This window comes from Staphylococcus sp. EZ-P03 (assembly GCF_003344575.1).
Classification (GTDB): domain Bacteria; phylum Bacillota; class Bacilli; order Staphylococcales; family Staphylococcaceae; genus Staphylococcus; species Staphylococcus simulans_B.
Genome location: NZ_QPMO01000025.1, coordinates 13568 through 27918, shown reverse-complemented (window position 1 = coordinate 27918; position 14351 = coordinate 13568). Strand labels below are relative to the sequence as shown.

The following is a 14351-nucleotide window of genomic DNA, read 5'->3' as shown; positions in this document are numbered from 1 at the left end:
ACAGACGTTTGGGTATCTATGGGTGAACCTGATGAAGTTTGGGAAGAACGTATTAAATTATTAAAACCTTACCAAGTGGACCAAGCAATGATCGAAAAAACTGGTAACCCGCACGTTATCTTTGAACACTGCTTACCATCATTCCACAACACTGACACTAAAGTCGGTAAAGAAATCTACGAAAAATTCGGCTTAAAAGAAATGGAAGTAACTGACGAAGTCTTCGAAGGCAAACACTCAGTAGTATTCCAAGAAGCTGAAAACCGTATGCACACTATCAAAGCTGTAATGGTAGCAACTCTAGGAGATATTGGATAAGGAGGACATAAAGCATGGCTAAAATCGTAGTAGCATTAGGCGGAAATGCCTTAGGCAATTCCCCACAAGAACAATTAGAGCTAGTGAAAAACACATCAAAATCACTTGTCGCATTGATTCAAAAAGGGCACGAAGTAGTCATCAGTCACGGCAACGGACCGCAAGTCGGCAGTATCAACCTAGGATTAAACTTTGCGGCAGAACATGATCAAGGTCCAGCTTTCCCATTCCCAGAATGCGGCGCAATGAGTCAAGCTTACATTGGTTATCAACTACAACAAAGTTTACAAAACGAACTACACAATTTAGATATCAAAAAACCTGTTGTGACTTTAGTCACACAAACAGTTGTATCTAAAGAAGACCCAGCTTTCGAGAACCCAACAAAACCAATCGGTAAATTCTACGACAAAGATTTAGCAGATACAATCTCTAAAGAACGTGATTACACATTCGTAGAAGACTCAGGTCGCGGTTACCGCAGAGTGGTACCATCACCTCAACCGATTGAAATTGTGGAATTACCAAGTATCGAAGACTTAATCAATAACGGATCTCTTGTTATCGCCGGCGGCGGTGGCGGTATCCCAGTTGTTAAAAACGACCGCGGTGATTTACAAGGTGTAGACGCAGTTATCGATAAAGACAAATCAAGTGCTATTCTTGCAGCACATATCAAATCTGATAAATTGATTATCTTAACTGCAGTTGATTATATCTTCATCAACTTCGGTAAAGAAAACGAAGAAAAATTAACTGAAGTCACAACTTCTGATATGGAAAAATATATTGAAGAAGGTCAATTCGCAAAAGGTAGTATGTTACCTAAAGTTGAAGCTTCTCTGCAATTTATTGAAAAGAACCCAGAAGGCGAAGTACTCATCACTTCTCTAGAAAATCTAGATGCTGCATTAGAAGGCAAAGTGGGTACAGTGATCAAGAAGTAGACCATTTTCACTTACAACTAAGTGATTAGTATATTAAATTGATTATAAAAATTGCCTGAACACGATTGAACAATTCAACTTTTGTTACAACTTGTTCAGGCTTTTTTATAAATTTTCATTACATAATTTATATTCATATTCTATCGCGAATAGGTATTAGGTTGTCAGTTCTCATCACTGACAAAAAAATTTTACGTTTTAAAAAAGAGTATTCTTACACTCAGTTAATATGATAACTGCACCTCACACTATCCCTGCTTGAATAGCGTTTGAATATAAATTTAACACTGCTTTTTAAGCATAGCTTGAAAAGCGATTAATAGTAAGGGACAAAAAATGCATCTTGTCTTTCTATTCTATCTTTAAATATACTCGCTGCATTTTTCGCTCCTTTGCTTATAAGGAGATGATTAGTATGGATCATGCAAATGAAATGAATGCTGCAAAAGAATCAACTGAACCACCTAAAAAGAAAAAATTTAAACTGCGAATGCCTGGCGCCTTTGCCATTTTATTCATTTTAACAGTAGTAGCAGTCATCGCAACTTGGCTCATTCCAGCCGGTGCCTATTCTAAACTTTCCTATGAGCCTGGTTCTGATCAGTTGAAAATCGAGAATCCTCAGAAAGAAATTAAGAAAGTACCTGGTACACAAGAACAATTGGATAAACTCGGAGTTAAAATCAATATCGAGCAGTTCGAATCCGGCGCAATTAACAAGCCGATTTCCATTCCTGATACTTATGAACGATTAGAACAAAATCCAGCAGGACCAGCACAAATCACAAATGCAATGGTACACGGTACAATCGAAGCCGTAGATATCATGGTATTTATCTTTGTACTTGGTGGATTAATTGGGGTCGTTAGCGCAAGCGGTTCATTCGAATCTGGACTGTTAGCCCTAACGAAGAAAACAAAAGGACATGAGTTTGTGCTCATATTTATGGTATCTATCCTCATGGTTCTAGGCGGTACCTTATGTGGTATCGAGGAAGAGGCCGTCGCCTTCTATCCAATACTGGTGCCTATCTTTATAGCCATGGGCTATGACTCTATCGTCTGTGTGGGTGCCATATTCTTGGCAAGTTCCGTCGGAACTACGTTCTCAACAATCAACCCATTCTCTGTAGTAATTGCCTCTAACGCTGCAGGTACTACATTTACAGAAGGATTGTATTGGCGTTTAGCAGGTTGTATTATCGGTGCAATATTCGTTATCGGATACTTATATTGGTATACTCAAAAAATCAAAAAAGATCCAAAAGCATCTTACTCATATGAAGACCGAGATAAATTTAATGAACAATGGTCAGTTATGGGTAAAGACGAACACGCGGATCAATTTACATGGCGTAAAAAAATCATTTTAATCTTGTTCGTTATCCCATTCCCATTAATGGTTTGGGGCGTTATGACACAAGGTTGGTGGTTCCCTGTTATGGCCGCAATGTTCTTATCTGTCACAATCATCATCATGTTCATTGCCGGTATGGGTAAACATGGATTAGGAGAAAAAGGAACCGTCGATGCCTTTGTCAATGGTGCATCAAGTTTAGTAGGTGTATCATTAATCATCGGTTTAGCCCGCGGTATCAACCTTGTTATGAATGAAGGTTTAATTTCAGATACTATCTTGAAATTCTCTTCTGATATCGTATCTCATGTGAGCGGTCCGATCTTTATCATTATCTTATTAATAATCTTCTTCTTCTTAGGATTTATCGTACCGTCATCTTCTGGTTTAGCAGTACTATCTATGCCTATCTTTGCGCCGCTAGCGGACACAGTAGGTATTCCAAGATTCGTTATTGTTACTGCATACCAATTCGGACAATATGCAATGTTATTCTTAGCACCAACTGGACTTGTAATGGCTACATTGCAAATGCTTGATATGAAATACTCTCACTGGTTCCGATTTGTATGGCCGGTTGTAGTATTCGTACTGGTATTCGGTGGTGCCATGTTAGTAACACAAGTATTGATTTACTCATAACCAAAGATAAAAAATATTATACCTTAAATCTAAGCGGAGGTTCGAAAGAATCTCCGCTTTTTACATTTATATAGGAAGAAACTCGTAATTTTATCCCCTATCCGCCTTTTTTATCTGCATTTTACATATAACGGAGCATAATAAAAGCCCGCTGCTTAATTTAAGCAACAGGCTTCAATTTATTATAAAGAAAAAAGTAGTGAAAGTGATGCACTAATTCAAAATGCTTATCTCTATAAGCACAATAAAACTATATAAGGGGAACAGCTGAACACTGCTCCCCTCTTAAAGAAAAGAATCAACTATTATGTGTATGCATGCTATGCAAGCAAGCAACAACAATCCCTTCCTAAGGGCTGATGTAGCGTGTACATCTTTAGAGCAATTATAGCGGCCAACGCAGTATCTTAATTGGAAAAAATACTGCGTTAACCTAGTTGGAAAAATCTGTAGAACTAAATATAGAATTTACATCCTGTCTAAATACTTAGTAGTTCTGTGTGAAGTGGGACCTGTATCAGTTGATTTCTTTCAGGCAGCACCAACCATTAAAATGCTGCTTTGAAATCAAATGTTAAATTGGGATAGGCTTTACAGCAATTCTCTATCTTTCATACTATAAAGCCTAGCAGTTGGATGACTGATACACAGGAGAAAGCGCTGTGATCAATCATATACTTTTTGAAATGCAGTTTTCCTCTTTATCTTTTCTGCATCCATGTTTCTAGTTGCATATAATTATGATCAGCCTTTATTTATCTATCAGGCGTTTCATCGTAGTTATGTTCTCTCTTTCTACAACTGCGTTCTGTAATGTTTCTATGTCTGTTTTACAAAAAATCATATACTTTTCGAGTTCTAAGTGACTAATAGATGTGTGCGTGTTTATGTCCAACTGGATTTTTAACTGGAAATAACATAACCGTTATGAAATAGATTGCCTTTCATAAGTTATTTTTTTACCAGCTGTCCGATAAACAAATAGTTGATTGATCATCTTACTGTCAAACCTCATGAAGTTAGTTACTATTTTCTTGTTTGATGATTCAATCTTGCACAAGCCTTAACCTTCTGTGTATGCAAACATAAGTTGGGATATGTTGGCCTTACAAACACCAACTTTAATCTTTGTTTGAGATTCTATTTTGCAAGCACTGGGCTTGTGCATGGATAAATATTAACACCTCTTTTTTTGATAGTCAACAAAAATCTTAAAATTTTTATAGGTTTTATTAAAAACATTACATTTCACCGCAATTTCTAGGCACTCAAGTTTAAGAAATACCCACAATCGATACATTTACAAAATCGCTTTACATCGGCTTTCAAAAGACTTTTTTCAGTATTTTGTTACTAAATTAGTAATGCAGTTACTTTTGTTAGAAAGATAACTTATTTGTTGTTTACCACATTTTTATAAAAATATAATTAGAAAAATTTTAGTACATCCTTTTGATAAAATTTCTTTACATGCCTCAAAAGTTAATATATAATTTTGCTTATCTTAAGAGCGAGGTACTAACATATGCGTTAGTTAATCCTGTAATCCTATTTCAATAAACTAGAAAATTCACCTGCTGCTGTCAATTTGTCTCGCTCTTAAGTCCTTATACAGTAGGCCTATTTTTCTGGCTGCCGCCCTGCTTGGGCGGCTTTTTTATATTCATAGACAAAATAAAAAGGCCCAATCACAAAGCAGATGCCTTGTGATCAGACCCTCAGAATAGAATGTCTAGCATTAAGAAAAACTTAATACTAGTAGTGGATATGTAGTTTCTTTCGAAACTGCATGCTAAAATCTTAGCATTACCACAATTCTTTTGTCAATCTAATATTTTAATTTTTGTATCGAGTTTAATAACGCTTTTGTCTCATTAACAAAATATTTACACTTATTGCTTACAATATGTACTAAAAATCAAAATTATGGAACATATCTCGTTGTATAATTTTAAAGTTTCAGAAGCTTTCACTCGTAATTTTTCTTCAAAAGTTCAAACAATGTACTTCCCTTATGTTTAAAGGGTTCATTCAATGTTTACCACTTAGAATTGTCAAACTATTTTAATTTTTTCTTAAAAAAAGTATTTACAAGCTTTAAAAATCATTCTATAATTCGAATATCTCATGAGGGAAGCTAAAAACTCCTCTTTAACAATCTTCTTTTCTCTTGTGAGTCATACATCTTTGTGTTCATAGCTAAGATGACTAATAACAGTGCTCAAATATATACTAAAATTCGTGTCAGTAATGACACAATATACAACATCAAAGAAAGGAGTACTGATTTATGATTAAAGATTTTAAAAATTTTATAAAGCGTATCCGCAAACATAACTTCTGTTATTTGCAGCCGCTTAAATACTTACTTTTACTAGAGCTTTCTAGTATTACTCTGCTTATATCACTGCTTTTTGAGCAGCACCTTCTTAATAAATTATTATGCAATTCATTAAAAGTAACAGAAAAAAACTTGCCTCGGGGTGTTTATTATGAATTTTAATTATCATTTTTTAGATTATGACTTCGTAGAAGACAAAGACAAACTAGATGAATTTCTAAATGCGAATTGCTTATATGATCATCCCTACCATCAATTCACTGCATTAACAAATGCAATAGACAATAGTAATTTAGAATTGCAGGATAAGAAATGTCTTAAAATAATGCTCACATATCTGCAAAAAGAATACCCTTTTGATATTATCCAAAAGCTTGATTCAGAAGTTATTAACGTCACAAAGCTAAAGAAAGCATCGTTTAAGTCCGCATATTTTACTAAAATCGGTCAATTAGATATCAAGGTGCCAGAACACCTTTATACTGTATTCGATCCAAAAATCATGCACAATTATGAATTGCCGCATGCGGTAATGCTGACGTACTTGCTTGATAATCACGTCAATGGTCTCACTTTAAACAAAGCACATGATGCGATATTCAACTTCTGGGGTGCTTCGGTTACTAAAGATGCTGTCCAAGTAATGAAAGACCATTTGAACACTGTGGTTGCCCCTTGGCGCTGCCGTTCATATTCTGAATCGCACTACTACTTCTTGCATGCTGATATGCTTAAAGTCCCTGTGTTTAAAGGTGATGAAATCGACTTTGCTAATTTATTTACAATCACAGGTATCGATAAGAACGGCCGACAAAGCATCTTAACTACATGTCTCTCATTCGAGACAGAAGAAAAGGTATGGAAGTCTCTGTTTGAAGAACTCTTTGATAGAGGGCTGAATGAACCCCTGTTGCTTTCAGGCGGTGTATCTGATGATTTAAAAGCAGCTGCACAAACTTACTATCCGAAGATGAAATATCAAATCTGTTCGATAGCAATGCGTACTGCAATCAAAACTGAATTCGATAAGCAATTGAATACAGATCAGCCTATAGACCCGAATCTGCCTGATGTATCTAAACGTGCACATAAACTGGTCACTGCCCTGTACCATCACAGAACGGATTACGCTATCAATGTCCAATTGAAAGAAGAACTGATTCAGTTGACCGACGGTCAACCGCAATATCAATCAGGCATCGCACTATTAAATCGCCACTTTGAGGATTGTTTCACTTACCTGTCATTACCTGTAAGACCTAATCAAAACTACACCCTTACAAGCAACAATGCGCAAAAAATAAACAATGAAATCAAGCGCAAGAACGAATGCCCGATGGTCTATGCAAGTATTGAATCTGCTGAAACAGCTATTAACTGCCACATGATGTATTTAGAACAAGAAATGTTCTTTAAAACACTGAAACTTGCGGTTAGGGACTAACCAATCAAATTAAAAATGAAAGGACTGCTCGTTGAAATTTCGAGCAGCCCACACTTCTATAGTTCAGTATATTTTTTATTTGAGTCTTTACTTTTCTCAACAGGATACTTGATTGCATTCTTCTTCAACTTTTGTCTGATGATGTCATCGATATCCATATCCAGATTATCCGCAATCATATAACTGTAAATGAGAACATCTGCGAGTTCTTCTGCTATACGCTCACGTTTTGTATCATTGACCTCTTCAGGTTGTTTCCACTGATACAATTCTAAAAGCTCAGAAGCTTCAAGTGACAATGAAATTGCTAAATCCTTTTCATTATGAAAAGGACGCCAATTACGCGCATTGCGAAAATCATTAATTTCTTGAATCAGTTGTTCTGTATTATTCATGGTCTATACCTCCGTTTGCGGCACGTTTAAGTTCGTTTTGCAAGGCTTCGTCTACTGCGTAAATATATAAGCCATTAACGCCGCGTGTTAATAAGACGTTTAATTCATTCTTAAGCAATTCTTCTGTGAATTTAGCTTTAGTGTTATCTGAGAGTGTTCTATTTCTAGTTGCTTTTTTATTATAACTCTCTGAACCATCAAAAATAATTTTACCATCTCTGAATTTCACAGACGGACCAATAATCACACCTGCATAATTTAAATCGAAACCTTGTATGGTAAATGTTGAACCTACTTCATCGATAGTTTGACTTTGCTCGGGCCAAGATAAAGATTTTTCTCGTCTTTGGACTTTAAGTTGACTATTCCAAGGCATGCTCCATTCACCAATACGTACACGCCAATAATCCGAGTCTTCAGGCTTGTTGCTGCTATACTTCCAATCATAAGTTGCAAGCAAGCGTGAAATACCAGATTCTTGAGATCGAGCTTTATTTCGTATCGCTTGTTCTAATTGTATAGGTTGATCAAATACTTTAAGGTCATACTTTTCATCTTCAGGAATATTATTTATGCTTTGTTTATCTATAAGACTGCGAATCCAGTTGACAGTGTCTTCGTTACTATTGATACGCATTTGATTATTAAGATGAATGTGATTACTATTATCTTTTGTTTCCTTAATCATTTTTTCTAACTGATCTGCTTCTATCACTTGTTCAGTACTTAAGATTTGGTTTCTATCAAATACCGCAACAACAACCTTAGCACGTTCAATCAAATCATTGAGTTGGTTCTTACCGCGATAAGATTGCTTGCCTTGTGTCCATAATAAATGCGCCTCATCCACGATTACAACATCAACCTTATCTTCTGGGCTGCGTTGATTAATAAAACTCGTAGGCTTGTTTACAATAGCTTGTTTCTTATCTTTCTCATCATAAAGTCCTAACTTCTTAGCGATTTCTTGATAGACCTTTAATTGTTCATCATGATTTACGAGTAAGTAAACATTCAAAGGTTGATTGTCATTTTCTTCTAAAGCATCACGCTTTAAATCAAAAAACAAACTGCTCATTAATACTGTTTTGCCAGACCCCGCTTCACCTTCTACCAGCACTAACTGTTCTTCTAAATGATTATGTAACGCTACTTTGATCTTCCCTATAATCATTTCTTTCGCTATATTTTGTTCTCGCGTCAATTTATGGAATGGAGAAGCTTTGAATATCGCTGAATCTCTAATAATACTTTCAACCGGAAACAAGATATCATTCTCTTTGTTAAGCTCTTTCCAAATATCCGTAAAAATCGTATCTAATTGATCAGAAGTATAATACTCATTCTGCTGATTCGTTCTACTATTAAAGATTTTTTCAATACTTTGGACACTTGATAAATATTGCATTAGTCGATTCTCTATATCCAATGTTAGAGACTTATTGAAATAATAATGACCGATCACATACATATTTGAAGTTAACGATAATGAAAAGTCTTGCCAATATTCTTTCATTCTCGCATCCGTATTAATATGAGTCGAAGTACGTCCTCTTATATCAGACGTCTCCCCTACATACACCTTAAAACCATCTTTTTTCTCCTGACTATTGATAATATAGACAGTTGGGTAACTCAACAGATACTTCTCATCATCAGAATGTCTCCACGTATTCACAGAATCATTCAAATCACGCATCGAATACCCTATGTTCCTTACTATAGGTTTCCGCTTCCTATTCATGTTAATCACCTATCGCACCGTGTAATTATTGTAGTAATTATTTACTACAATGGTATTTAAGATAATTATAGTTTTAAACTTATAAAGGTTCAACATTTGAAGCACCACCCTCAAATCTTTTTACAATAACCAACCCAAAATAGAAAATGCCATATAATGTAATATGATATTTTAAAATAAATAGCCAAACTTCATAATTATTAGTATCATTGATATTAGGAATAAATAGAGCACGATATACAGAAAACAAACTAGTTCTATTGATGGTGATATTATGAGTAATGGAATAGTCCCTTTTCAGGAATTAAGGGATGCAAATTTAATTATTGATGCTATTTATGAAGGTGGAAATAAAGGCAACCTATCCGATGATGTTATAGGCAAGCTGATGAAAACAGGGAATAGCGGTGGGTTCCGATTAAAATTAAACAAAAACAGAGATCCTGCTTATCTAGTCCTATATACTTCTGGTGAAGATATAAACTGGCCAGATGAAATCAATAAAGAAACTGGTACAGTTACATACTTCGGGGATAATAGAACAGCAGGGACAGAACTCAAAAATACAAAGAAAAAAGGAAACCAACAACTGGAGTATATCTGGGGTCTAGATAAAGCTAACGATTGGAGTCAGCTTCCTATCTTTATGTTCAAGAAATCTCCAACAATTAATAGTAGTCGCAGTGTACAATTTATCGGCCTTTTAGTACCACATATTATTGGCGAAAGTAGTGAATCCTTACTTACAGCAATTTGGAGAACTGATGAAAAGGGTAATAGGTTCCAAAATTATGAAGCCCGCTTTTCTATTTTAAATACAGGTGAAGATATTATTTATCGTGAATGGTTAGATGCATTAATAAATTCTCCTGACGACAGTGATAAATTCGCGCCAAAAGTCTGGCTTAAATATAAAAGAAAAAATGCTATTACAAAGAAAATGGTTTTAGAAGCTCCCAATGAGATTTATGTTCGAAGCAAAGAAGCACAAATTTTCTTTGATTCCAAAACAGAAGAAAAAATGATGGAAATAATAATTAATCACTTCTCTGATGATCCTTATCGATTTGAATCTTTAGCTGTGGAATTAGTATCTACTATGGATAATAATTTTCACTTTGAAAAAACGAGAAAAGTAAAAGATGGAGGTAGGGATGCAATTGGTTATTATTCAATAGGTATTAATAGTAATAAAGTTAATTTACCTTGTATCTTAGAAGCTAAATGTTATCAAACTACAAATGCAGTAGGTGTAAAAGAAACTTCAAGATTTATATCGCGTTTACAATACGATGAATTCGGTGTGTTTATAACAACCAGCTTCTTAGGAAGACAAGCATATAAAGAGATTATAGAAGATAAAAAACGTATTCTTATTTTAACAGGAACAGATATAATAAAAATCCTCAAAAAAAGTTATATTACTTCCGAGAAAAAACTTATATCCTACCTTGCAAACTTTTAGTCAAAAAAACCAGCTGATTTCAGCTGGTTTAAATTATTTTTACCTTTAAATTTGATGATAGCAATAATCTTCTGCGTCCAGTACCTTTAGTCAAACTATAAATCATCTCTTTTTCTTCAGCATCACTTAAAACAGAAATTAATTCTAATTGACTTTTAGCTCTTGAAGCACCCACATAGAACACTCTTCTATTTTCATCATTTTTGAATGTTTCTGCATCAATATCAACTATAAAAATAACATCTGCTTCCAACCCTTTAAATTTCCTAGCAGTGGTAAATGTTATATTTTTATCATCTATTTCATTTACTAAGGAATAACCACCAATTTTTTTCACATCCGATAATACTGAGTTAGAAAGTGTTTTTAAAGTTAAAATAGTTATTTGCCTTTTTTCGACACCATTGTCTGTATAATGCCTTATTCTTTTTTCTAGCCACTCCACTAGTTCTTCTTTTGTTTTGGAGTTGTGATACAAAGTAATATCACCTGGCAAATTAATTCTCATTTTCACTTTCTCTAACCCAATAGGTTTAGAAGAAGTTTCAGCGATACTTTTGGTATTTCGACAATTTCTGCTTAGTACTAAGCGACATTCCATATCATCTAACCATTTTAAATTATCTCTTCTTTGTACTAACTGATTTTTGTCATAAAAGACATAAAATACTCCCTCTTGTAATATAGATATTTCTTTAAGAAGTGTAACTGTCTCGTCTATAAAATCTTGTGCTTCATCAATAATTATATGTTTGAATTTCCATACATTCTTATATTCATCAAAGTTTTCTAAAAAATAAATTATGTCCTGATCAGTAGGTTGTTTATTTAATGCTCTTGCAGCTAGAGAGTTCAGATTGGCAAATGTGACATTAGGTAAATAGTCGTTATACTGTTTTTTTAAATACTCCATCAACAGGTTGTTAAAACACAAGAAAACTACTTCTTCCGTACTTGGTAATCTTCTAGCTTTTTCTATAGCAAGCATCGTTTTCCCAGTACCTGCTCCACCTTGAATAACTGCAAGCTGTTGTTCTTCTAGGTAATCTAATAAGTAATTCTGTTCATTAGTCATTCTATTGAAATAATAATCATTTTCCTCAATCAAGTTTGACATACTAGGAAACACTGAAAAATCAGGAGAAATTTTATATACAATTTCTTTCGCTAATTTATCACTAATATTTTGCTTTGGAACACTATGGAAGTTAAAAAAACTTTTGAAAGTTTGATCAACATTTGCCATATGGTTTCTAAAAAACGTGTTACCATCAACTAGATAATTATGTGGTAAATCCCCACTAATATTATTTTTATCAACACCAGTAAACCAAACCATTGAGTATATTTTAATCTTATTTCCATACTCATCATTGATTTCTCTTAATATATCTCTAAATTTATAAGTAGATTTATTTGCTTGAGACATAGGGTCTATCGGAATTCTTTTTTCAGTTTTGCGGTTTATTTGATATATCTCTCCATTCTCACCAGCTATACCACCATGTTTAATCTCTAAAGAAATAATTCCATATTGTTTATGAAATACTATGAAATCCGCTTCTCCAACACGCACTTTATATTTATGTTTTGACATCCAATCTAAGGAATGAAAAATAATATAGTCATCATCTAATTCCAGAAATTCTTTATATAATTGTTCTTCACCTGAACTACCATTAAAATCGATTTCTTCCAATTTCTTTTCTGGTATTAAGTAAGCCATTAATACTCCCTCCTTATCTTTCTTTTAATAATTCCCATTCTCCATGTTTACCGAAATATTCGTCTTTAAGTTCATTATCTTGTTCTTCCTGTCCGTACAATACTATAATCTTTAAATCTTTCCATATATACTTTGCATCAAATTCCTTATCATCGATAGAAATGACCGCTTCCATATAATCTGGTAATTTCTTAGCTTTAGATTGGTAATATTCAATATCGATGTCCTCAACTATTTTTAATTCATCCCAGCTTGAATAAACATCATCGACTGTAGTTCCTATTTTTTTAATCTCAATGTTTAACCCTGTATGAAACCAGTTATAAAATTTGGAAATACACACCTCCGAATCATTTCGAAATACATAATCACGATCCAAATAACAATTACTATAAGAACAACTAGTATTCGGTACGTAAGTACAGTTGTGACAAGCAGCACCATTAGAGTTAAACAATCCTTGCCCTTGATTCAATCCAGTTTCATAACAAACAGGGTCTGAACTACACCAGTCCATACTTCTTAATGCATTATTGAAATTATGCTTGAATTTTTCTTCATTCGCTAAACTTACTAATCCACCAAAAGTTCCTTCTTTATCACTATCTGTTACATAAATTAACAAACCATACTTTCCATCTTTCACATATAACTTTTCTTTTAAAGCCGTATTTGAATACCCTGAATTTTTACTGAATTCTTTCATTAACCCATGAGCTAAAGTATGAATTAAAACTGATAAAGGCGTTTCAAATTTATTACTTAAATGATTAGTGATTGTTCTTTTTTGAGCATGACTGAAGTGATGAATCACCTCTTCATTTTCCTGCCACTTCTCTAGTACTTCTTTATTAAATTCAACAAATATTCCCTCTCCGAAAAGTTGTTTAGCTGGAAGCCAATTATATTCCTTAGAACTATCACTAAACATTATATTACTTGAAGAATCTACTGCTTTAGACATTGCAATGTTTTCATCTGAACTTGATAGTCTGTGAAAACCTGTTTGTATAACGATTTCTTCTAATTTTCTAACAAAATTCACTTGTTTTATTATTGATTGTTCCGAACATTTAAACGAAGGCGCCACAGATAATTTTTTATTACGCTCAGTTTCGTACAATGCCAGCCTGTCAAACTCTTCAATTAAGACATCTTCATAACTAGAAGCACTGGAATCTCTATGCTCACTTATAGAGAGTACTGAAAAGACATCAGGACGATAGACGTTCAAGGCATTCCTTAATATAGCTGTTGGCTTTGCATTACATTTACCATCTGTATTATCTTCTCCTGCCCAGGGTTTATTTCCAAAACATTCTGCGCCTTTCATTTCTTTTTGGAATGGAGTTAATTGACCTTCACCTGCTTTACCTGTTACCCCTACTAAAGAATGTTCACTTCCACAACTACAAACTAACTTACTATGAAGTATAGAACTTCCTAGTTGCTGAATTCTCACTTCATGTTTAACTCCAGTGTCTATATCCTGATGTCCATGAACGTATCTAAAATAAGGAAAATCTCTAATATGTCCTTCTTCACAAACAATTACAATTGGAAACTGTACAAAGTTAGTAGGTACTCCACATTTTTTGCACATCTTCTTTTTGTTATACGATCCTGGTTGAAATTCATCAATTGTTTTACATTTTGAGCAGTAATGCACTAGAGGAAATCTTTGAATGGGTATTTCCATTTCTGTATTAACGCTTTCTTCCGAAAAATTATGTTTGATATATGCTGGTACCTTTCTTAAATGGTCTATATTCAACATTCTTTCAATTCTTGCATCTCTAATTTTTAATTCTTCAATATTTATATTTGATTTTGCTTCTTCATACCATTTATCTACAGCACTAATCAAATAAGATATTCCTTCTGTATCAACATAAAGACTCCCAGGACCTTTTTCTCCAACTAACTTACCTTTAGCAATATTTATTTCCTTGTTGTTACTCACCTTACTCAC

The 14351-nt window shown here is 33.9% G+C and carries 9 protein-coding genes and 1 pseudogene; 6 read left to right on the top strand and 4 right to left on the bottom strand.

Annotated features, from left to right (window positions below):
• From DVJ99_RS11570 to DVJ99_RS11550, 5 genes and pseudogenes are all read left to right on the top strand, one after another.
• A pseudogene (locus DVJ99_RS11570) lies at nucleotides 1-318 on the top strand (ornithine carbamoyltransferase); the annotation flags it as partial.
• Between the two features lie 14 nt (nucleotides 319-332).
• The gene (gene arcC, locus DVJ99_RS11565) at nucleotides 333-1265 is read left to right on the top strand and encodes a carbamate kinase (RefSeq protein WP_105994402.1); all 933 of its coding nucleotides are present in this window, start codon (nucleotides 333-335) and stop codon (nucleotides 1263-1265) included.
• Between the two features lie 433 nt (nucleotides 1266-1698).
• Nucleotides 1699-3264 carry a YfcC family protein gene (locus tag DVJ99_RS11560; protein WP_205527067.1) on the top strand — a complete coding sequence of 522 codons (1566 nt, stop codon included), beginning with the start codon at nucleotides 1699-1701 and terminating at the stop codon, nucleotides 3262-3264.
• Between the two features lie 2290 nt (nucleotides 3265-5554).
• On the top strand, nucleotides 5555-5767 hold the full coding sequence (locus DVJ99_RS11555; RefSeq protein WP_114604333.1) for a hypothetical protein: 213 nt from the start codon (nucleotides 5555-5557) through the stop codon (nucleotides 5765-5767).
• Nucleotides 5757-7049 (top strand): transposase, encoded by a 1293-nt coding sequence (locus DVJ99_RS11550; RefSeq protein ID WP_114604332.1) that lies wholly within the window; start codon nucleotides 5757-5759, stop codon nucleotides 7047-7049. Before DVJ99_RS11555 ends, DVJ99_RS11550 begins: the two co-directional genes overlap by 11 nt.
• 56 nt (nucleotides 7050-7105) lie before the next feature.
• On the opposite strand, the gene DVJ99_RS11545 is transcribed toward DVJ99_RS11550, so the two are convergent.
• Nucleotides 7106-7444, bottom strand: a complete 339-nt coding sequence (locus tag DVJ99_RS11545; RefSeq protein WP_114604331.1) for a nucleotide pyrophosphohydrolase — start codon at nucleotides 7442-7444, stop codon at nucleotides 7106-7108.
• Complete coding sequence (locus DVJ99_RS11540) at nucleotides 7437-9143, bottom strand: DUF2075 domain-containing protein (RefSeq protein WP_240430852.1); 1707 nt, start codon at nucleotides 9141-9143, stop codon at nucleotides 7437-7439. Before DVJ99_RS11540 ends, DVJ99_RS11545 begins: the two co-directional genes overlap by 8 nt.
• 319 nt (nucleotides 9144-9462) lie before the next feature.
• Between DVJ99_RS11540 and DVJ99_RS11535 the strand changes: the two genes are divergently transcribed.
• A complete protein-coding gene (locus tag DVJ99_RS11535; protein WP_114604329.1) occupies nucleotides 9463-10653 on the top strand; it encodes a restriction endonuclease in 1191 nt (396 codons plus the stop codon).
• A gap of 28 nt (nucleotides 10654-10681) precedes the next feature.
• Here DVJ99_RS11535 and DVJ99_RS11530 read toward each other — a convergent pair whose 3' ends face one another.
• Both DVJ99_RS11530 and DVJ99_RS11525 read right to left on the bottom strand, forming a co-directional pair.
• Nucleotides 10682-12379, bottom strand: a complete 1698-nt coding sequence (locus tag DVJ99_RS11530) for a nuclease-related domain-containing DEAD/DEAH box helicase (RefSeq protein WP_114604328.1) — start codon at nucleotides 12377-12379, stop codon at nucleotides 10682-10684.
• Nucleotides 12380-12392: 13 nt separating this feature from the next.
• Complete coding sequence (locus tag DVJ99_RS11525) at nucleotides 12393-14342, bottom strand: hypothetical protein (protein ID WP_114604327.1); 1950 nt, start codon at nucleotides 14340-14342, stop codon at nucleotides 12393-12395.
• Between the last annotated feature and the right edge of the window lie 9 nt (nucleotides 14343-14351).

Bases quoted from the DNA above. Each gene is read 5' to 3' on its own strand.
- arcC (WP_105994402.1), top strand. From the start codon at position 333: ATGGCTAAAATCGTAGTAGCATTAGGCGGAAATGCCTTAGGCAATTCC.
- DVJ99_RS11560 (WP_205527067.1), top strand. From the start codon at position 1,699: ATGAATGCTGCAAAAGAATCAACTGAACCACCTAAAAAGAAAAAATTT.
- DVJ99_RS11555 (WP_114604333.1), top strand. From the start codon at position 5,555: ATGATTAAAGATTTTAAAAATTTTATAAAGCGTATCCGCAAACATAAC.
- DVJ99_RS11550 (WP_114604332.1), top strand. From the start codon at position 5,757: ATGAATTTTAATTATCATTTTTTAGATTATGACTTCGTAGAAGACAAA.
- DVJ99_RS11545 (WP_114604331.1), bottom strand. From the start codon at position 7,444: ATGAATAATACAGAACAACTGATTCAAGAAATTAATGATTTTCGCAAT.
- DVJ99_RS11540 (WP_240430852.1), bottom strand. From the start codon at position 9,143: ATGCGTGATTTGAATGATTCTGTGAATACGTGGAGACATTCTGATGAT.
- DVJ99_RS11535 (WP_114604329.1), top strand. From the start codon at position 9,463: ATGAGTAATGGAATAGTCCCTTTTCAGGAATTAAGGGATGCAAATTTA.
- DVJ99_RS11530 (WP_114604328.1), bottom strand. From the start codon at position 12,379: ATGGCTTACTTAATACCAGAAAAGAAATTGGAAGAAATCGATTTTAAT.